This window comes from Pseudoduganella namucuonensis (assembly GCF_900116645.1).
Taxonomy (GTDB): Bacteria; Pseudomonadota; Gammaproteobacteria; order Burkholderiales; family Burkholderiaceae_D; genus Rugamonas; species Rugamonas namucuonensis.
In genome coordinates this window covers 140,143-162,440 of record NZ_FPBO01000002.1, presented here as the reverse complement: position 1 = coordinate 162,440, position 22,298 = coordinate 140,143, and the positions used below count along the sequence as shown (strand labels likewise).

The following is a 22,298-nucleotide window of genomic DNA, read 5'->3' as shown; positions in this document are numbered from 1 at the left end:
TGAATTCGGGTTGGGACCCGCGGTTTGAATCTACGGATAGGGGGTGTAGTGGAAGCCGTCGCCGATGACGCCGACCAGGGCGGCCTTGTTTTCGCCGCCTTCGCTGAACGAGGACAGCACGTCCGCGCGCGGCTGGCCGCTTTGCAGCGTGCCGATCCAGTAGTCGACGCCGGCCTGCTCGCCGGGCCGGTGCAGCACGTTCTGGTACAACTGATTGACGAAGGCCGCGTCGCTGAGATTGGTTCCGTACATGGTCTGGAACTCGGCGCTGTCCATGAAACTGCGCGAGACGTCGTGCAGGCTGACGCCCTTGTCCATCTGGCTCAGCCAGTAGCCCACGCCGCCCTTGTCCGGCGAGCGGTTGAAGGCGGCCTGGTATAGGCGGTAGGCTTGGCCGGCCACACCGTCGATGTCGAATGCTATGCTGGTGTCGCTGAACTTGAGGCGCTCGACGCCGGTCAGGATGTCGCCTGCCGTGGCGCCCGAAGCCTGCACGGTGATCTGGCCATCCTTGCGCGCCACCTGATATTGGGCGGCGGCGAGTGAATATTCGACGGTGTCGGTGCCTGCGCCGGCGTCGATCGCAGTGCCCTTGCCGTCGCTCTTCAAGTAGTCATTTCCTGCGCCTGGTTTATCGTCTCTCAGGGTTCTTGGTAGCAGTTCATACGCCAGGCCTGCCTCGGCTCCGGAGACTGCGATAAAGTAGTCGCCCGATGTTTTCGCTTCAAAAGGGTAGCTGACTTCCACGGCGCTTCCATTGGCATCGAAGAAGCCCAAATCGACCGGGGAGCCGGGTTCGATTCTGGTCGCAAACGCGTACAGTTTGCCTGCCTCCATATGGAATCTGAACCAGTCCACGTCTCCAGCGCTTTCAATGACGCCTTTGACCGAACCGTCGGCAATGGCCGTTGCCGACGTGGAGCTATCGGCAGGCAGGTCATCCTTCACATCGGGCCTGAGCGCGGCGGCCAGGCGGAAGGTGGCGGGCGTGTAGCCGTTGTTCACATCGGCGTAATAGTCGCCGCTGGAGCCCGGCGTAAATTGCAGCACAGGGCCGTACGAGCCCGAACCCTGCTTCTGGATCAGCTGTTTGCCTGCCGCGTCCCGAATGGCAAGCGACGCTTCGTACATTTGCGCGAACGGCATGCCGTCCTCTTGCACGAGGTCGGACATGGACAGTATGTAAGTAACGCCTGCCTGCAGCGTCATCTTGAACCAGTCCGCGTCGCCAGCCAACTCAAACGCACCCTTTAACGCGGAGCCGACAGCGAGTACTCCCTTGGTCGATTGATTGTTGTTGTAGTCGTCTGCCATGGTGCGCGAATGAGGGAAAAGAGGCGTAGTTTAGCAGCTTATGCCGGCTCCGAACCTCCTCAATTCTCACCCGGCCAGCGGCGCCATCTCGATCGCTGGAGCCCCGGGGACTGATGCAGCCGGGCCCGCGTTGCCTTTAACTCTCGCGGCAAACCGCACCGACACGGCCTGCAACTGAACCGGCGTGAGCAGACCCAACCATTGGGGCTTGAATATGTTCGATGCTCTCACGCAGTCTGTCCGTGTTAACTGGTTTGTGGAGCACCAGTGCCTTGGGCAGCGTCGAGATATCCGACTCTTTGGTGATGGAGATATCGCCGGTTACGAAGATGGCCGGGATTTCCTCGTCCATCAGATTCCGGATTTCGCGCACGGCGGAGAGACCGTTTTGATGGTTACTCAAGTGGTAATCACAGATGATGAGATCGGGCACGCGAAGATGATGACGTAATTCTTCGATGGCTTTCTGGAGGGATTCCGCCGCAAGCGTTCGCCCTCCCCATTTTCTGCACAGGCTCTCCGTCGCGGCAAGGTTGTGCGGATCGTCATCGATGATGACCACGAATGCCCCAGCCAATTCCGTGGCTGGAGTGGGTGGGACTTCCATGGATAATGCTGGCGAAAGTATCATCTCGACTCTAGGGACGTCCACAAAAAACATGGAACCGCTACCGACGACGGATCGCAAGCACATGGGATGATCGAGCAGATCTGTGTATCGTCTGGCAATGGAAAGGCCCAGTCCCAGGCCATTATTTCGTCCTCGTCTTGATTCAGGCAATTGTACAAACTCGTCGAATATCTCATCGAGGTGCTCTTTCGGAATGCCGATGCCGGTATCGATTACCTTGATGCTTAACTTTTCACCGCGTCGGCTGCAACCGACGAGTATTTTCCCTCTGTCCGTGTAACGAATCGCATTGGATACCAGGTTGCTCAGAATACTCATCAACAACACCGGGTCACTTCTTATGACCGCCGAACAAGGAGAGACGCGCAGCCGCAAACCTTTTGATGCCGCGTGCGGTTCATAGTTGGCCTTGATCATTTTCAACAAATGCGCAATGGGAAATTCGGAAATATTCGGCGTTATCGCGCCCCCATCAAGCCTGGATATTTCCAGCAGGTTCTCGAACAATTCCTCCATGACGTTTACCGCTCGCTTGAGCTTGTCAATCAAGTCCCTGTCTTCGTGAACCTCGCTGCGCTCTCGCAGTAAACCGGCCAGCAAACTGACCGTGTGCATCGGCTGGCGCAAGTCATGACTAGCTGATGCCAGAAACCGGGATTTCGCCAGACTCGCCTGCTCGGCCGCTTCCTTCGCCGCCTGCAGATCCATTTCGGTTTTAGTGATCCTTTTCAGATAATACATCAGCAACAGGCCTGCGATGATCAGAATGGAAGTGGTCCCCAAGTAGGTGTTGTTTACCCTTGCGAGGAGATCCGCATAGACCTCGCCGTCCTTGATCAAAACGATATGCCAATTCCAAAGCTCGAACTGAAAACGACGCACATAGTAAATCTTGCTGTCGAATGAAATCGATGCGACCACGGTTTCATTGATTTCATTTGATAAGACATGACGAATGACAAGTTCTGATCCGTTACTGAACAGAACGTTCTTTCCGCCATTGGTATAGACGATGGCAGTCAAATTGTTTTGCTGCACATACGCCTCTATTTCACCGAGAACCTTGCCTCGTTTTATTCTTCCCGCCACCTCGTTATTGCTTAGTCCGGTAACCAGCAAAGCCTGCAAGGCGGAGTCGCAGATGCTGAAAACCTCCCTGGAAGTACGTTCGAGATCTTCTCGAATGCGTTCGTTTGCAAAGTCCGATACCGACCGAAGCGCAAAACTGTACAGGCCTACGCCCATGAAAATCATCACGGCAACCACAGGGAAAATAACCTTGAACTCCCTGCCTCGGAGCAGTTTTCGCCATGTGGTGCGAATGCCATGATCAGCCTCTGTTGGTTTCACGCCCTTTCTCTCCTTGCCACTGTTATGCTGTCGACCGCGCGCAATCCATCGCCGACGCTATTTCCATATCGGCTTCGCCGTCATCAACTCCTTTGGTGCGACGATTTCTTTTTTTCCGTTTTGCAACTGCACTGTAAGCGCGAAGTGGCGGACCTGCTTGCCGGCTCCATCCACTCCGTACCGGCCAATAATTGTCATCGCGTCCAGGGAGGACAATACGTTTCTGATTTTTTCCCTATCGAGGCTGGCGGCTTTATTGACCGCCGCTTCCAGGATTTGCCCCACCGCATATGCGTTCGCCGCATGATAACTGGGCATCACGTTAAATGACTGTTGATATTTCGCCGCGAAATCTTTCGCACCGGGGAAGGGAACGGATGGTTCCCATTGTGAAGGCGCAAATACATATTCTGAATCGGCCTTCAGTACATCGCGATACTTCTGCAGCACTGGACCCACCGTCGAGTAAACGGCCCGAGGATGCCAACCGATGCGCTTGAGTGCCAACTGTGCGTTGATTGACTCGTCGAAATGTCCGCATACCATCAACGCTTGAGCGCCGGATTTTTTTGCCCGCAGGAGCGCCTCGTCAAGGTTGGAATCGCCCGTCTTGAAGACCTCCGAGTGAACCACATTCAAACCGAAACGGCCAGCCCACACCTTGGTGCCGTCGGCGACGTCTTTCGAAAATATTTCGTCCGCTGAAACAAGCGCGACAGTGTTGATGTCGCTGCTGGCCAAGAGTTCCAAAAAACTGACCGCGTATCGTTTGGCGCCGACATACACGCCGAATATGTACCTGGAATTTTGCTGCCACAGCTTGTCGGCGGCGGCGCCCGCCACCAGCATCGGGGAGCGGTGCTTGTCCGTGATCGGGAGAACCGCCTGGGTTATCTCGCTGGAATAGGGGCCGAAGATCAAATCGACCTTGTCTTCCTCGATCAGGCGCCGATAAATCTCCTTGGCGATCTGTGCATCGCTCTTGTCGTCGACGACCATGACACGGACCGGCCGCCCCAACAGCCCGTTTTGCCTGTTGATATCGGTTTCCCACAGCTTGTACGCGTTCTGGCTCATGCGGCCCAGTTCAGCGTACTTTCCAGTCAAGGAAAGCGATACGCCAATTTTGACTGGCTCTACCGCCTGCGCGGCCGCGGCCATCAATGACAGCATCATCAAAAAAACATAATGCAAGATGCGTCTCCTGGTCATGCGAATTTCAGCCCAAGTCGGCTGGCAACGATGATCGCCTGGGTGCGCGTGGTCACATTCAACGTGCGCAGTACGACCGACGTGTGCGCCTTGACGGTATTGACGGAGATATTCAATTCGCGAGAAATGTTTTTAAGGGATATGCCCTGCAAAATCCAGTAAAGCACATCGATCTGCCGCGGCGTCAAGCCGAGCTCCTTTGGATCCGTATTGGCCCCCAATACTTTGTGTGATGTATGCGCTATCTGTGGGTACTGCTCATCCAGAAATACGGAGGGCGGTAAATAAATTCCCTTTGCCAATATCAGACGGAGCGCGGCGATCATCGTGTCCACTGCCGAATTCTTCGGGATAAAACCCATCGCGCCGCGACCAAGCGCCAATAACGCAGTTTCCCGATCACAATTCGAGGATAAGGCGACGAATGGGATATTCGGGTATTTCTCGCGCAACACCGACATGCCGTCCAGGCCGGACATTCCGGGAAGACATAAATCGATCAGCATGAGATTGATCCCGGCGTCATTTTTCAGCAGGTCGAGAGCTTCTTCGCATGACCCTGCCATTATGGTACAAACCTCCGAATGAAGACGTTTCAGGAGGAGGGCAATACCTTCACGGAACAGCGTGTGATCGTCTAAAAGAAGGATTTTCATGGTGCATCGACGGTTAGCCAAGCGATAAAAGTACGGGAGCCAAGACGATGGACTGTCCTCTTCATCGAAGTCGGTCGTGCCGCCGACTCATGTCGATATACTCTAGCAATCATGATGAATCAACGCCATTGGGGTTTTCCACAGAGTCTGTTGAAAACAATTTATCCGCGCAAGTGGGCATTAAATATGCGCGCAGTCCGGGCACGTTTTCATCATGTCGGAAGAATCCCGTGCCCCGATTAACAAAACCTCACAGCAAAATGATTTGTGCGACAGGTATTTAAAAGAAATTCGTGTAACAACTAATTTCTTGGGGAAAATATACTGGAGAAGTGGGAGATGGATAGTGTATCAAGGATATAGCTGGAATTCGATTTTTGTACTTGTAAGAGGGGCGCTAGTGTGCTATGGGGCGGGCTTCATGGGTTGTGGGGGGCAATGAATATGATTCTGAATTGATGGCAACGAAGGCATTACTTGTATAACTTCGCTTGATTTTGCCGTGTCAACCGGCGTGCGAGGACGATCGGCGCACAAGCTGGTTTCATCATGGCAGAGTCGTCAAGTTTGATGCGCCGGCATCATGCCATGCCCGGGGCGGTTTTCCGAGCCCCCTTTCGGTTAACCCGTTCGGCCAATATCGGATATTGCATTCGCATGATTAAATTTGCTTCTTGCAAACACCGGTCGATATCGAAACGAGCCACCGGGCAACAATGGAAGTCAAGTTGCGTCCCCGGCAACATGCAAGCGATGCCCGGTCGCGGGGCCGACCAACCGGCACGCTAACGAATCACAAATAAAAATTAGTATCGTGACCGCCGCGGTACGACAAGGAGACGATTGTGCTACCAGATAAAACGGTTGCGGGTACTCTCACGCAGAGGCAGGGCAATCACTTTTCTTCGATGGTGCAAATGGTGCGGCACCAGGCCGCGGCGAGGCCGGAGCAGGCCGCACTCATTTTTTTGCGGGACGGTGAGGTGGAAGCCGGGCGGCTGACATATGGCGAGCTGGACCGGCGTGCGCGCGCCTTTGCCGCGCGTCTGCAAGCGGAAAATCTGGCCGGGCAGCCCGTCCTGCTGATGCTGCCGTCGGGTATCCATTACGTGCTTGCCTTCCTCGGTTGTCTGTACGCAAAAGCGATCCCGGTCCCGGCCTATCCAGCGACCGGCAGCATGCATGCGGAGCGGCTGGCGCAAGTGGTCAACGATTGCCATGCCAAGGGCATCGTCCTCGCAACCGCCAGTCTTCAGGCGAGTATCCAGTCCCGGCTCGGGCAGTTTCTCTCAAAGGAACTGACGTGTTCCTACCTGGCGATCGACGAGTCGCATGACGGCGACGAACGCAACTGGATCGAGCCGGATATAGAGGCGGGTGATCTGGCCTATCTGCAGTACACCTCCGGCTCAACCAGCCAGCCGCGCGGCGTGATGGTCACCCATGGCAATCTGTTGGCGTATTGCCGGAGCTGGCAAGCCGCGGCGCAGCAAGACCATGCCGACGTGTTCGTGACCTGGCTGCCGCTGTTCCACGATATGGGCCTGATTCTGGGTGTGATCCAGCCACTGTTCACCGGTGCGACCATCGTCATGATGCCACCGCCGGCCTTCCTGCAAAGGCCGCTGCGCTGGCTGGAGGCCATCAGCAAGTATCGCGGCACCATCAGCTACGCGCCGAACTTCGCGTACGAACTATGCGCCGCCGCGCTAGACCAGGCTGGCATCGACGCGCTGGACTTGTCGGCATGGAGCGTCGCCGGCAATGCCGCCGAGCCGGTGCATGCCGATACGCTGGACAAGTTCGCCGCTCGCTTCGGCCCGCGCGGTTATCGTGCGCAAGCGATGAACCCGTCGTACGGCCTGGCCGAAGCGACGCTGACCGTCACCTCGCAGCCGCGCTTGCACCCGCCACGCGTGATCGAAGTGGATCCCGTTGCCCTCGCCGAAGGCCGCATCGCGGTCCCGCGGGAGGGCGGCACGCCGTCCACCCTGGTCGGTTGCGGCCGCACCTGGCTGGGCAATGAAGTGATCGCGGTCGATCCGGCCAGCCATCGCCAGTGCGCCGACGGCGAAGTCGGCGAAATCTGGGTGCGCGGCCCGCTGGTCGCCAAGGGCTACTGGAATCGTCCCGGGCAGAACAAGGAAATCTTCCAGGCCATGCGCGACACCGGCGAAGGGCCGTACCTGCGCACCGGCGACCTTGGCGTCTGGTCGGACGGCGAACTCTACATCACCGGCCGCATCAAGGATGTGATCATCATTCGCGGCCAGAACCACTACCCGCAGGATATCGAGCACACGATCCACCGCGCGCACTCCGCGCTGGCGCTCGGGCACGGCGCCGCGTTCTCGGTCGAGGTTGGCGGCGTGGAGCGCCTGGTCGTGGTGCAGGAAGTGCGGCGTTCGCAGCGCAACAAGATCGATGGCAAGGAAGTGGCGCAAGCGATCCGCGCCGCGATAGCCGAAGTGCACGGCTTGCCGGTATACGCGGTGCTGTTGCTGAAGCCGGCATCGGTGCACATCACTTCCAGCGGCAAGATCCAGCGCCAGGCGTGCAAAAAATCCTTCCTCGACGATGAATTCGAGACCCTGCATGCATGGTGCGAAGACGCCGGCGCCATCGCACCCGACGCCGCACCAAGTCATCCGGGCCCGTCCCGCCAGGCCATCGCCGGTTGGATGACCGAACGTATCGCGCAGGCGCAAAAAATCTCCGCCGGGCATGTATTGAGCGACATGCCGTTCACCAGCCTCGGGCTGGACTCGCTCCAGCTGGTCGCGCTGACCGGCGACCTGGCGGCGTGGTTGAAGATTCCAATCGAGCCGACGCTGTTGTACAGCTATCCGAACATTGATAGTCTGGCGCGCCACCTGTCCGGACAGGTGGCGGACCAGCCGCGGCACAACCACGTCGGCATCAAGCCGTCGGAACCGATCGCGGTGGTCGGTATCGCCTGCCGCTTCCCGAAGGCCAATTCGCTTGGCGAATACTGGCAACTGCTCGATAGCGGCGCCGATGCGATCACCGAAGTGCCGCCCTCGCGCTGGGATGCGGAGGCGTATTACCAGCCCGGCCCGCCGGCGCCCGGCAAGGCGAGCACCAAGTGGGGCGGATTCATCGACGGCGTGGATGAATTCGATGCGCAGTTCTTCGGTATTTCGCCGCGCGAAGCCAACGGCATGGATCCGCAGCAGCGGCTGTTGTTGCAGACCACATGGCATGCGCTGGAGGATGCCGGCATGCCACCCGACGCGCTGGCCGGCAGCGACACCGGCGTGTTTGTCGGCGTCATGACGCATGACTATGAATTGCTGGAAGTAACGCAAAACGCCACGCTGGACGCCTACTTCGGCACCGGCACCCATGCCAGCATTGTCGCCAACCGGATTTCCTATCTGTTCGATCTGCACGGGCCGAGCTGGACAATGGAAACCGCCTGCTCCTCCTCGCTGGTCGCCCTGCACAGCGCCCGCGCCAGTCTGCTGGCGGGCGAATGCGGCCTGGCCATCGTCGGCGGCGTCAATACGCTGCTGTCGCCGGAACTGTTCGTGGCCTTGTCGCAAGCCCAGATGCTGTCGCCTTCAGGCCGCTGCATGAGTTTCGATGCCCGCGCCAACGGTTATGTGCGCAGCGAGGGCAGCGCGGTACTGATCCTGAAGCGTTACAGCGACGCGCTGCGCGACAACAACCGCATTCACGGCGTGATCGCCGCATCCGCCGTCAACCAGGACGGCAAGAGCAACGGCATCACCGCGCCCAACGGCGAAGCGCAAAAGGCCCTGATCCGCCGCGCGCTCGCGGTCGCCGGCGTGACGCCGGACAGCGTCAGTTATGTCGAAGCGCACGGCACCGGTACCGGTCTGGGCGATCCGATCGAAATGGACGCGATCAAGCATACTTACGGCACGGCGTCGACAACGCATCCGACCTTGTGGGTCGGTTCGGCCAAGAGCAACATCGGCCACACCGAACCGGTGTCCGGCCTGGCGGGCATGATCAAGGTGATGCTGGCGATGCGGCATGAGCGCATTCCTCAAAACGTCCACTTCCAGCAACTGAATCCGCATATCTCGCTGGAAGGCGGCCGCTGCGCGGTGGCCGCCGTCCCCCAGCCGTGGCCGCGCGGCGACCATCCGCGCCTAGCCGCCGTGAGCTCCTTCGGTTTCGGCGGCGCGAACGCGCATCTGATCCTGCAAGAGCCGCCGGCGGTGGCGCAGGCGGCTCCCGAGAGTGGAACAACCGAGCTGCTGACGCTGTCGGCCAGGAGCGGCATTTCGCTGCGCCAGTCGGCGCGCGACTTCGCCCGCTTCCTGAGCGGGCAGCCATCGGAACAATGCGCACTGCGCACGATCTGCCATACCGCCAATGCGCATCGCGCACACCTTGCCCACCGCGTGGCCGCCGTCGGCCGCACACCGCGGGAACTGGCTGACGCGCTGGAGAAATTCGCGCGCAACGAGGAAACCGGCGATGTTCAAAGCGGCAGCCTTGATCGGGTGGGCGGCTGCAAAACCGCCTGGTTGTTCACCGGCCAAGGGGCGCAGTACCGCGGCATGGGCCAAGGCCTGTACCGCAGCCATGCGCTGTTCCGCCAGACGCTGGCGCAATGCGACCGGATCTTGCAGCCGCTGCTGAACGCGTCGCTGATCGATGCGCTGTACGGCGGCGACGAGACCGCGGTCGACCTGACGCAGACGATGTACGCGCAGCCCGCGCTGTTCGCTGTCGAATACGCGCTGGCGTGCGTATGGCAATCCAGCGGCATGCGCCCGGATTACCTGATCGGCCACAGCCTGGGCGAGTACGTGGCCGCCTGCATCGCCGGCGTGTTCAGCCTGGAAGACGGGCTCAAGCTGGTCGCCCATCGCGGCCGCCTGATGCAGACCCACACCGAACCCGGCGCAATGATCGCCATCCGTGCGCCGGCGGAAACGATGGCGCGCCTGCTGGCGGAATTCGCCGCCGCTCCCCATCCCGAGCTGGCGCTGGCCGCGCAAAACACTGCCGGCGACATCGTGATCTCCGGCGCGCCCGGCGCCGCCGAAGCGCTGGCCGCGCAATGGGTGCACCAGAGTGGACAAAGCGTGACGGCGACGCCGCTGCAGGTCACGCGCGCGTTCCATTCGCCGCTGATGCGCAGCATGCTGGCCGAGTTTGAACGCATCGCGCGCGAAGTCCGCTACAGCCCGCCGGCGATCCCGGTCATCTCGAATGTCACCGGACGCGTGGCCGGGGCGGAATTGGCCGATCCGCTGTACTGGGTGGAGCACATCTGCAAGCCGGTCGGCTTCATGCAGGGCATGCAATGCCTGCAAGATCTCGGCTGCGGCGCCTTTGTCGAAATCGGTCCGCATCCGGTGCTGACGTCCTTCGGCAAACAGACCGCCGCAGAAGGGCTGTGGCTGCCCAGCCTGCGGCGCGGATTCGACGACGAGCCGCAGCTGTTGTCGAGCCTGGCCGGATGGCACGTCAATGGCGGCGCCGTGGACTGGACCGGATGGGCGCGCGGACGCCTGGGCGAAGGGGCCGCATTGCCGCAGCCGGCCTCGCTGCCGCATTATCCGTTCCAAAAAGACCGCTACTGGTTCACGCCGGGCATCGCATCCGCATCGGCGCATGGGCAGGGCGCGCTGCCGCATCCGCTGCTCGGCCGCACGATCGACTTGCCGCGCGCCGGCGCGCATCGCTTCGGCAACCAACTGTCGGCCGGCTATCCCTGGTTCATCGAGCAGCATAAGGGGTTCGGCGTGCCTTTGCTGCCGATGGCCGGCATGATTGAAACGGCGCTCGCGGCTGTGCGTGCGGCAGCGCCCGCGCCGATGCCGGAGTGGACGGTGACGGGACTTGAGATCAAGGCCGCGATGGCGTTCGACGCGGCGCAGCGCATGGAATTGCAAACCGTGGTTGAACGGGACGCGCACCATTACCGCGTCGACCTGCTCGGCCGCTATCTGGACGATGCAGCCGGCGGGTGGCGCGAATATGCCTCCGCTTGCATCCATGCTTCCTATTCCGGCGCGCCGCCGCACAAGCTCGATGTCGCCGCCGCGCAAAGCCGGCTGGCGCCCCAATCGGTCGATGGCTTTTATGAGCGCTGCCGCAAAATCGGTCTGGACTACGGTCCCGGCCTGCAAGGACTGCAACAGTTGTGGCTGACGGGGAACGAGTCGCTGGCGCGTATCGAGATGCAGCAGCCCGCGTCGGCGGAAGCAGACAAGTATCACCTGCATCCCGCGATGCTCGATGCCTGTTTCCACGTCGCCATCCCTTTCATGGAGCGGATTGTCGGCGGCAGCGAACTTGCGCTGCTGCCGATGGCGTTCGAACGCCTGACCGTCTATCGCAAGCTGCCGCGCCAAGCGTGGGCATACTGCGTCTGGCACGGCGAAGTCGCGCCGGGCCGCTATGCGGCCGATCTGAAGGTTTGCAATGCATCGGGCGAGCGGGTCTTGTCGGTCCGGGGCATGCAACTGGCGCTCGGCAGCCGCAATGCCGTCACCGCAGCGCACAGTTCGGTCGACGATGAGCCGCGGTACTACCGGACGACCTGGCTACCGTTCGAATTGCCGGCGACACCAGCCGCTGTCTCCGGGGAGCGCTGGCTGGTGCTGTGCCGCGATGCGGACCATGCGCGGGACATCACGATGCAATGCGAACGCGACGGCATTGCCGCCATCGTGGTCACCGCGGCCGATGCATTCGGCTGGCATGACGAACACCAGGCGGCGCTGAACTGGCATGCGGAGCCGGACTGGAAAGAACTGTTCGCCGCGCTGCGCCAACGCGGCGCCGGCCTGGACGGTTTGCTGCTGTATGCCGGCGACGAAGCGGCGGACCCGGACACCGGGCTGGCGGATCGGACCTACGGTTTGAGCCAGTCCGTGTTCCTGGCGCTCAAGCATTTTTTGTCGGCCTATGGCGACGCCAATCCCGCTGTCGTGATCTGTACCCGCGGCGCGGTCACGCCGGACCAGGTGGTCAATGATGGCGAACGCCTGCAGGCGGCCGGCTTGATGCAAGGCGTGCTGAACGGCATGGCGAAATCCATCGTCATGGAATTTCCGTTTGCCAAGTGCGTGCAGGTCGACCTTGATCCCGCGAGTGGCGCTCTGCCGCTGCCGATGGTCATGGCGTGCGTGCGCGCGACGCCGGGCTCGGTGCAGCTTGCCCTGCGCGGCGAGCGCGTGTTGCAGGCGCGGCTGGCGGAACAGCCGCGCGCCGCGTTGCCGATGCAGCCGCTGCCGGTGCGGCCGGACGCCACCTATCTCGTCACCGGCGGTTTGCGCGGGGTCGGACTGGCGAGCGCGCAATGGCTGGCATCGCAGGGCGCGCGCTTTCTCGCGCTGTCAGGCAGAACCATCCCGCCCGAAAGCGGCGAGGCAATCCGGGCGCTGGAGGCGTCCGGCGTCAAGGTTGCCGTGATGCTGGCCGACGTGGCGGATGCGGCGGCGCTGGAGCAGGCGATGCACAGCATGGCGGCGGACATGCCGCCGCTGCGCGGCGTGCTCCATTCCGCGGGGCTGACGGAGGACGCGGCGCTGATCCAGACCGACTGGGGGAGTTTTGCGCGGGTGATGGATCCCAAGGTCAAGGGCGCCTGGCATCTGCACCGGTTGACGGCGGGCATGCCGATCGACTTCTTTGTGCTGTTCTCTTCGATGACATCTCAGGTCGGCAACGCCGGGCAGGTCGGATACATCGCGGCTTGCGCTTTCCTCGACAGCCTGGCGCACTACCGCCGCCAACACGGCTTGCCGGCCACGTCGATCAACTGGGGCTATTGGTCCGAAACCGGGGTCGCCATGCGGCGCGACTTGGCGGCGCACATGGCGCACATGGGCGTGGGCGGCATCGCCAATGCCCAAGGCATGCAGGGGTTGGCGCGCCTTGCCGGCGTTCAGCCGGTGCAGTGCGGCGCATTGCTGATCGATTGGGCGCGGTTCAAGCGCGTCATGTGTCCCGGCCTGCCTTACGCGCTGTTGGCCGACCTGGGAGGCGAGGATGAATCAGCGGAGCAGGCGGCTGACGCGGCCGACGCCGTGAGCATATCGCCGGAGTTGATCGCGGGGCTGAAGGGCGAAGAAGCTCGGGCGCTCATCCTCTGCTACTTGCTGGAGAGGGCAACGCGCGTTCTGCGTCTGGACGCCGAAAAGAAAGCGGCAATAGCGCCGGATTTTGCCCGGCTGCCGTTCAATCGTCTGGGATTCGATTCGCTGATGTCGATCGAGATGCGCACCCGCATTCGCAAGGACTTGTCCGTGGACGTGCCGCTGCAGCATTTTCTGGCCGGCTCATCCGCTGGCGATGTGGCCGACCTGATTCATCAACAGATCGCCGTCAGCTTGCTGGCCTCCACCGCGGTGTCCATCGACGCCAGCGAGATGGAGGAGGCCCTTCTGTAATGCGGCAGGCCTTGTGTGAATCGTAGGAATAAAAAATACAGAAGCCAGGAGACAGACATGATTGAATTGCTTGAAAAACTCAGGAATAGCGGTATCCAGCTTCGACTCGAAGGCGCGCAACTGCGCGTGGTTGCGCCCAAGGGGGCATTGACCGCCGATCTGCGCGAGGTGCTAACGGCGCGCAAGGAAGAACTGCTGGATCTGCTACGCGGCAACGGCCAGGAACACGAGCATGATTTGCCGCCGTTGACGCAGCGCCCTGACTTGCGCCACGAGTCCTTCGCGTTGACCGATGTGCAGCAAGCCTACTGGATGGGTCGCAACGATTACGTGGAACTGGGCGGCTTCTCCACGCACTTCTACATCGAACTGGAGCGCTTCGGGCTGGATGTCGATCTGTTGGAGCGCAGCCTGCACAAGGTCATCGCCCGGCACGACATGCTGCGTGCGGTGATTGAACCGGATGGCCGCCAAAAAATTCTCCCCGAGGTGCCGCCTTACCGGATTGCTGTGCGCGACCTTCGTGGCCGGCCTGCCGCCGAACAGGACGCCGAACTGGATATGCTGCGGCGATGCATGTCCCACAAGCGCCAGCCCGCGGATCGCTGGCCCTTGTTCGAGGTGCGGGCAGCGCGGTGGGAAGAGGGGCGCCTGCGTTTGTTCGTGAGTCTCGATATGCTCATCATCGATGCATCGAGCATGTTCAGGTTCTTCGAAGACTGGCAGCGTTTCTACGAGGAACCGGCGTGGTCTCCCGCACCCTTTGGTCTGTCGTATCGGGATTACGCCGCATTCGAGCTGACCTTGCAGGACCAGCCGGCGTTCCAGCGGGCGAAAGACTACTGGGCCGGGCGCCTCGACGGGTTGCCCGCCGCCCCGGCGCTTCCGCTGGCCGTGCAGCCGCGCGCCATCAAGCGTGCCGAGTTCCATCGACGCCTGGCGACCTTGCCCGCCGAACAATGGCAAAGCCTGAAGTCCCGCGCGCGGCAGCATGGCGGCACCGCTACGGTGCTGTTGATGACGGCGTTTTCCGATGTGCTGCGCACCTGGTCGAAGGAACCGGATTTCACGCTCAACGTCACGATGTTCAACCGTGCCCAGATCCATCCCGACGTGAACCGGCTGATCGGTGACTTCACGACCACCAATTTGCTGGCCGTCCATGCGAAGATCGGCGAATCCTTCGTCGATCGCATGCAGCGTTTGCAGAAACAACTGGCGCAAGATTTGAACTATCGGCAGTACAGCGGCATGCGGGTATTGCGGGATCGCGCGCGCAAAATGGGAAATGCACCCGGCGCGGCGATGCCGATCGTGTTTACCAGCACGCTGGCACTTGATTCGCAGCAGAGCACCACGAGCGGAATTTCCTTCTTCGGCGATTACGTCTACGGCGTCAGCCAGACACCGCAGGTCTGGCTCGATCACCAGATGGTTGAATCGGACGGCGAACTGATGCTGTTCTGGGATGCGATCGAGGCGCTATTCCCGGAGGGGATGCTCGATGACATGTTCAGCAGCTATGTCGACTTGTTGAAAACGCTTGCAGAAGACGCGCACGCGTGGACTCGGAATGCGTCGCCCTTGTCGCTGCCGCGCTGGCAGGAAGAAGAACGGCGCGCGGCCAACGCCACGAGCACTGACATCCCACAGAAGACCCTGCACGGTCTGGTCGCCGAGCAGGCCGCGCGTACTCCGGATGCGCCGGCTGTGATTGCGGAATCTGTGCAACTAAGCTATGCCGAACTGCACCGGCATGCCTACCGCCTGGCACGCCACCTGCGCGAATTGGGGGCGCGGCCGAACGGAATTGTCGCAGTCGCGATGGAAAAAGGTTGGGAACAGATCGCCGCGATCTTCGGCATCCTGCATTCCGGCGCCGCCTACCTGCCGATCGACCCGTCCTTGCCGCAGGAGCGTCGGCATCACTTGGTCGAGCGATCCCAAGCCACGGTCGTGGTCACGCAACGCTGCTTGACGCACCGTCTCATTTGGCCCGAGGGAGTGCAAGTGGTGACGCTGGACGATGAGGCTGTAGGCATGCAGGACGATTCTGCTCTCCAGATTCCGCAGTCGCCGCAGGATCTGGCCTACGTGCTGTTCACCTCTGGGTCGACCGGACAACCCAAAGGCGTGATGATCGAGCATCGCAACGCTGGCAACACCGTGCAAGACATCAACCGGCGCTTCAATACCGGCCCGCACGACCGCATGCTCGCGCTGTCCGCCGCCCATTTCGATCTGTCCGTGTACGACCTGTTCGGCGTGCTCGGCGGGGGCGGCGCGCTCGTCATCCCTTCCGCAGAGCGTCTGACCGATCCCGCGCACTGGACTGAACTGGTACGAGACCACGGGGTTACGCTCTGGAACTCGGTACCTCAACTGCTCCAACTCTGGGCCGAGCATCTGCACGAACGCGGCTTGTCCCACCCAGCGCTGCGCTGGACCATCCTCTCGGGCGACTGGATTCCGGTCGAGCTGCCGGATCAGGTGCGCGCCGTTTGCCCCAACGTGCAAATTCTCGCCTCCGGCGGCCCGACTGAAACTTCGATCTGGTGTACGCAGTATCCGATTGGTGAGGTGCGGCCGGAGTGGAAGAGCATTCCCTACGGCAAACCGTTGTCGAACCAAACCATGTACGTCTACGACGAACTGCTGGAGCCGCGTCCTGTATGGACGACGGGTGAAATCCACGTGGGTGGGATAGCGGTCGGACGCGGCTACTTGAATGACCCGGAGCGGACGACTGAAAAGTTCATCGTGCATCCGCAGACCGGGGAGCGCCTGTACAAGTCAGGTGACCTTGGACGTTATCTGCCTGGCGGCGATATTGAATTTCTCGGCCGCGAGGACTTCCAGGTCAAGGTCAATGGCTATCGCATCGAATTGGGCGAGATTGAATCCGTATTGCGGCGGCAGCCAAGCGTGCGCGAAGCCGTCGTCACCGTCTCGGCGCAAACCGAAAACGGACAGCGCCAGTTGGTTGCGTATGTTGTTCCCAATGCGGCGGAAGGATGGGAGTCGCTACGATTGGCCGACGCGCTCACCGATGTCCTGCCCTCGTATATGGTTCCGCACCACTATGTGCGGTTGGACGCGCTGCCACTATCCGCAAACGGCAAGCTGGATTACAAGGCGTTGCCGCCTCCGTTGGGGAGGGAGACGGAAAAGGCCAAACCGATGCCATGCAACGCCGATGAGCAGCGTTTGTTCGATATATGGAAAGTCTTACTCGGTCATGAAGGCTTTGGCGTGGAAGACAATTTCTTTTCCCTCGGCGCCGATTCGATCAACATGGTTCAGATGATGGCGAAGGCCGCTGCAGCCTTCGAACTTCCGGGTATCCCGCAACAGCGGCTGTTGCAGCGGTTCTTCGCCGGCCCGACCATCGCTGCGTTTGCTGCGACGTTGCGCGAATTTTTCGCCGAGAGTGGTGGAGTGCCGAAGGCCGGCCCGGCCGACGAACCTTTGCCGGATATATCGCCCGATAGGGAAAACTGGTACGAACCGTTTCCGCTATCCGATTTGCAAGGCGCCTATCTGACCGGCCAGATGGAGGAAATGGAATATCACGTCAATCCAAACTATTATCTGGAATTAGATCTCGATGAGAGCCTTGAAGGGGAACGCTACGAGCGGGCGCTCAACGCGATGCTGGCGCGGCAGAAGGCTAACTTGCCTATCCTGACTGAAGACTTGCGATTGCGTGTTCCCCGCACATTCGTTCCGGTAAGGCTCCAGGTAAACGATCTGCGCGGCTTGGACAGTAATGAAGTGGAACAGGCGTTGTTGCGAATCCGCGATGATCTGGAACGGACTGTCATGCCGCTCGACTGCTGGCCGTGGGTTGCATTCCAGATCAGCCTGCACGGCGGCAAAACTCGGCTGCATATCAATACCAGCAACTTTTTTCTCGACGCGTTCGGCGCGCTGCGTTTAACCGATTCACTGCATTACTACCACCATCCAGACAAGCCGCTGCCGGAACTCACGATCAGTTACCGCGACGGCGTGTTGGCCTACAAACAAATCGAATCTTCATCGCACGGAAAAAAATCGGAACGCTACTGGCGCGAACGTATTCAGACTTTGCCGGGGCCGCCCTCGATACCGCTGCTGGCACACGAAAACCCGCGCAGCCGTTCGGTGTTGCGACGTCGCGAGTTGGTCCTGCCCGAGAAAATCTGGGGTGCGTTCAAGCAGCGTGCCAGCCGGCATGGGATCACTGCCACCAATGCGGTGTATGCCGTGTATGCGGAAATCCTCGCGCATTGGAGCGGTTCCCGCCATTTTTTGTTGAGCAGCATGTTGACCCAGCGCCTGCCGCTGCACCCGCGGATGCGCGACATCATCGGCAACTTCGCAGCCGTGTATCCGCTGGAAGTCGACTGGCGCGGGAGCGCACCTTTCTACCTCCGCGCCCGCAACGTCCAGATGCAATTGATTCAGGATGCCCAGCATATCTATTGGGGCAGCGCGCGCGTGTGGCAGGCGCTGAATCATCGCGCCAAAACCCCGGGTCGCGCCGTGTCGCCGTTCGTAGTGGTCAGCGGCCTGGATATGGCGCCGCGCGACCGGCGCAGTTACGGCTGTCTCGAAACCCCGCAGGTGCTGATCGACCAGCAATTGTGGAATCTCGCCGACGGCAGCTTTTGGGCGATATGGGACGTGAACGAACGCTTCTTCCCGCCCGGCGTTGTCGATGCGATGTGGCAAGCATATGGGGAATTGCTGACGCGACTGGCCGAAGACGACAGTCTCTGGCAGCAGGAATCCTTCGACCTGCTGCCAGCTACCCAGCGCGGACAGCGCGAACAGCGCGATCGGATCAGTCAAACCGCCGAACCTCTGCCTGAAGGCCTATTGCATGACGGACTGGCGTGTGCAGCCGTGAGCCACCCGAATAAGTCGGCCGTGATTTCGGCCGGCCGTACCCTGAGTTACGCGGAGCTGAACCGGTTTGCGAATCAGCTTGGTCACTGCTTGCTGGATGCGGGTGCAAAGCCGAATGAACTGGTGGCGATATTGCTTGGGAAAGGCTGGGAACAGGTAGTCGCAGCCTTCGGCATTCTTGCCTCCGGCGCCGCTTACGTGCCGATCGATCCGGACTGGCCCGAGGAGCGGGTGCATGAATTGCTGCGCGATGCCGAAACGCGGCTCGTCGTGACCTCCAGCAAGGTGGCGGCGGCCATGAATTGGCCGGCGGGCATTCACCCCGTCTGCATCGACGACGGCTCGCTCGACGCGCAGCCGGACACCGTGCTGGCCTCCGTCCAGCAACCCACGGACCTGGCCTATGTGATCTACACCTCCGGCTCCACCGGCAAACCCAAGGGCGTGATGATCGACCATCAGGGCGCGCTCAATACGGTGCTGGACGTGAACCGGCGTTTCGGGGTCGGCGCATCGGATGTCGTCCTCGGCGTGTCGGCGCTTCAGTTCGATCTGTCGGTCTATGACCTGTTCGGCACGGTCGCTGCGGCCGCGACGCTGGTGCTGCCGAAGCCATCGCGCGAACCGGCTCCCACCGAATGGGTGAAGGCCGTGCGCGAACACCGCGTCACCGTCTGGAATTCGGTGCCGGCGTTGATGCAATTGCTGGTGGAGGCGGCGTCGGATGCGCAAGACCTGGCAAGCCTACGCAAAATCATGTTGAGCGGCGACTGGATTCCGCTACCGCTGCCTGCGCTGATTCGGCAGATCGCCCCGCGGGCGGACCTGATCAGCATGGGCGGTGCGACCGAAGCGTCAATCTGGTCGATCTACCATCCGATCGGCGAGATCGATCCGCTCTGGACCAGCGTGCCGTATGGCCGCCCGTTGGCGAACCAGACCTGGCACGTGCTGAATGACGAAGGAGCCGATGCGCCCGATTGGGTACAGGGCAACCTCTACATTGGCGGCATCGGTCTCGCGCAAGGCTACTGGCGCGACATCGAGAAGACGGAACGGGCCTTCGTGCGGCACCCGCGTACCGGAGAGCGGCTTTACCGCACCGGCGATCTGGGCCGCTATCTGCCGGACGGCACCATCGAGTTCCTGGGCCGCGCCGATTTCCAGGTGAAAGTCCGGGGTTATCGCATCGAGCTGGGCGAGATCGAGCAAGCCATGTTGACGCATCCCGGGGTGCAGACGGCAATCGTCAGTGCGCAAGGCGAGCGGGCAGGGCGGCAACTGGTGGCCTTTGTCGTCCAGCGCCCCGGCGAGGGGTGCGACGCCGCCGCGTTGCAGGCCCATCTGCGTGCCAAGCTGCCCGGTTACATGGTGCCGGAACGGATCGACTGGCTGACGGCATTGCCTTTGACGGCGAACGGCAAGGTCGATCGTGCCGCACTGGATCGCATGGCGCCCATGGTGTCCGAGGAAAAGCGCGCCCCGCTGGCGCCGCGCACACCGGTCGAAACAGAACTGGTCCGGATCTGGGAAGACATCCTCGCGGTTTCCCCGATAGGCGTGCAAGACGACTTCTTCGAATTGGGAGGGCAGTCCTTCGCCGCCATCCAGGTGATGACGCGCATCGAGCGGCAGCTCGGGCGCCGTTTGTCGCTGGGCACCTTGCTCGAAGGGCGGACTGTGGAACACTTGGCCCGTCGCCTGGAACTGGCGCAGCAATGGACGCCGCTGGCGCCGATCAAGCCGGATGGGCAAGGCCATCCACTGTTCCTGGTGCATCCGGCCGGCGGCAACGTGCTGTGCTATCGCGAACTGGCCCAACAGTTGAGCATGCCGGTCCATGGCTTGCAGGCTGCCGGGCTGTCCGGCGAGCAGCCGGCAATGGACGATCTGGAGAAGATGGCGGCGCTCTACCTTGATGCGGTCCGCCAGGCGCAGCCGCAGGGACCGTACCGTCTGGGCGGCTGGTCTTCCGGCGGGACCGTGGCCTTCGAGATGGCGCGCCAGCTTGAGGATCAAGGCGAAACGGTGCAGCAGGTGATCGCCATCGACACGCCTGCGCCGCTGCCGCAAGACGAGAGCCCGGACCGCGCCGCCATCCTGTCGTGGTTCCTTCGGGATCTGAACATCGGTCTCGATCCAAGCGTGCTGGAGCAAGATGCCCTTCGCGGCGCCACGCTCGCCGACGCGCTGGGCATGCTCCGGCAAAAGCAGGGCGCGGGCGCCGATCTCACGCCGGAACTGCTGCAGCCCGTGTTCGAGGTCTTCGCGGGCGTACTGGCGGCGGTACGCCGGTACCGGCCCCGAGCGATCCGTGCGGACATGCTGGTGTTGAAGGCCGGCGCAGGACAGGTCGATGAATTCCGGGGCCATCCGGCTGCCGGCGAACCGGATTGGGGATGGCGGCAATTCACCCGGGGCGCGGTGCAGGCGCAGACGCTGGCCGGCACCCATTACAGCCTGCTGCTGCCGCCCCGGCTCAAACCGGTGGCGGACGTCATACAACAAACCTTGGAGGGTAAGGCATGACACGAGTCGCAATCATTGGTACCGGCGTGGCCGGGCTGTCCGCCGCGTACGGTTTATGCGGCAAGGCGGACATTGTGCTGTTCGAGTCCGGCGATTGCGTGGGCGGCCACGCCCACACGGAGGAGCTTGAAGATGAGCCCGGCAAGACGATCGGCCTGGACACGGCATTCGTGGTGTTCAACGCCCTGTCGTATCCGAACTTCTGCGCATTTCTGGAAGAAACGGCCGTTCCATACGTCCCCCATCTCGGCGGTTTCAGTTTCTGGGATCGCGTGGCGGGCGTCGAGTATGGCTCTGCGGAACTTGAGCAGGGCGGCGCTCAACTGGCGAGCCGGTATCCGGCCTGGCTGTGTTCCGTCATCGACGAGGCCAAGCGCTTTCATCGCGAAAGCGGCCAGGACATGGCGCGCGGGGAAGCCGATGCGCCGTTGGGCGCCTATCTGGACGCCAGGGGCTACAGCCAGGCGTTCCGCGACGCTTATATCGGCCTGCTTTCAACGGCGGTCTGGTCGGTGCCGCCGGCACTGATCTGGGATATGCCGGCCAGCACCGTCATCGCGTTTTTCTACTATCACGGCGAAGGGGGGCTGGGTGGCAAGCGGGTGGACTGGCGCTCCGTCCAGGGCGGTTCGATCAGCTATGTGCGCCGCTTACTGGACATCGTCAAACCGGATATCCGGCTGAACACGCCGGTGGCATCGATCCGCGAAATCGGCGAACACGTCGAAGTGCGTTCAGCGGCGGGCAGCGAGCAGTTCGACTACGTCGTTCTTGCCACGCACGCCGATCAGGCGCTCGCCATCCTGGGAGACAACGCCACCGAATGGCAACGGCACTTGCTATCGCAGGTGCGCTATCACAGCACCCGGGTCGTGCTGCATACCGACGCCAGCGTGATGCCGGCGGACAGGGGGCGATGGATGACCTGGAACTACGGGCAAGTTGCAACCGAGCGAGGCGTCGAAGGCTACGTCGCCTACTACCTCAACCGGGTTCAAGGATTGGATTCTCGCAATGATTACTTCTTGACGCTGGACTATCCACTGCCGCTGGAGTCCGCCAAGGTCATTCGGGAGTTTGACTATTCGCATCCGGTCATCGACATGGCTGTGCGGAAGATGCAGGGCGAGATCTATTCGTTGAACCATCAAGGCCGCGTCAAGTTGTGCGGCTCTTACTTCCACTCGCGCGAGCTCGGCGCTGATTTGATCGGCTCGCACGAAGCGGCCTTCAGTTCGGGCGCAGAGGCGGCCAAATCGGTGTTGGGCATGATGCAGTCGCCAGTCGAAAACTGGCTTATTTAAATGG

Annotated in this window: 7 protein-coding genes; 3 read left to right on the top strand and 4 right to left on the bottom strand. The window is 61.4% G+C overall.

Annotated elements, in window-relative coordinates; translation table 11 throughout:
• Window positions 1–30: 30 nt before the first annotated feature.
• The 4 genes from BM436_RS02755 to BM436_RS02740 all read right to left on the bottom strand — a co-directional run bounded on the left by BM436_RS02755 (window position 31) and on the right by BM436_RS02740 (window position 5,163).
• Window positions 31–1,314 (bottom strand): DUF4214 domain-containing protein, encoded by a 1,284-nt coding sequence (locus tag BM436_RS02755; RefSeq protein ID WP_093553250.1) that lies wholly within the window; start codon window positions 1,312–1,314, stop codon window positions 31–33.
• A 136-nt stretch (window positions 1,315–1,450) separates the two neighbouring features.
• Window positions 1,451–3,295 (bottom strand): ATP-binding response regulator, encoded by a 1,845-nt coding sequence (locus tag BM436_RS02750; RefSeq protein WP_143132926.1) that lies wholly within the window; start codon window positions 3,293–3,295, stop codon window positions 1,451–1,453.
• Window positions 3,296–3,352: 57 nt separating this feature from the next.
• A complete protein-coding gene (locus BM436_RS02745; protein ID WP_177306908.1) occupies window positions 3,353–4,489 on the bottom strand; it encodes an amino acid ABC transporter substrate-binding protein in 1,137 nt (378 codons plus the stop codon).
• A 14-nt stretch (window positions 4,490–4,503) separates the two neighbouring features.
• Entirely contained in the window at window positions 4,504–5,163 is a 660-nt protein-coding gene (locus BM436_RS02740; RefSeq protein WP_093553244.1) for a response regulator, read from the bottom strand.
• A gap of 845 nt (window positions 5,164–6,008) precedes the next feature.
• On the opposite strand from BM436_RS02740, the gene BM436_RS02735 reads away from it, so the two are divergent.
• Genes BM436_RS02735 through BM436_RS02725 form a run of 3 tightly spaced genes read left to right on the top strand, consistent with a single transcriptional unit; the run spans window position 6,009 to window position 22,294 of the window.
• Complete coding sequence (locus BM436_RS02735; RefSeq protein ID WP_143132924.1) at window positions 6,009–13,568, top strand: type I polyketide synthase; 7,560 nt, start codon at window positions 6,009–6,011, stop codon at window positions 13,566–13,568.
• Between the two features lie 57 nt (window positions 13,569–13,625).
• Entirely contained in the window at window positions 13,626–20,990 is a 7,365-nt protein-coding gene (locus tag BM436_RS02730; RefSeq protein WP_093553240.1) for a non-ribosomal peptide synthetase, read from the top strand.
• Complete coding sequence (locus BM436_RS02725; protein WP_093553237.1) at window positions 20,987–22,294, top strand: NAD(P)/FAD-dependent oxidoreductase; 1,308 nt, start codon at window positions 20,987–20,989, stop codon at window positions 22,292–22,294. Before BM436_RS02730 ends, BM436_RS02725 begins: the two co-directional genes overlap by 4 nt.
• Window positions 22,295–22,298: the final 4 nt, after the last annotated feature.

Excerpts from the sequence above, each read along its gene's own strand:
- BM436_RS02730 (WP_093553240.1), top strand. The coding sequence starts at position 13,626 with ATGATTGAATTGCTTGAAAAACTCAGGAATAGCGGTATCCAGCTTCGA.
- BM436_RS02725 (WP_093553237.1), top strand. The coding sequence starts at position 20,987 with ATGACACGAGTCGCAATCATTGGTACCGGCGTGGCCGGGCTGTCCGCC.
- BM436_RS02740 (WP_093553244.1), bottom strand. The coding sequence starts at position 5,163 with ATGAAAATCCTTCTTTTAGACGATCACACGCTGTTCCGTGAAGGTATT.
- BM436_RS02755 (WP_093553250.1), bottom strand. The coding sequence starts at position 1,314 with ATGGCAGACGACTACAACAACAATCAATCGACCAAGGGAGTACTCGCT.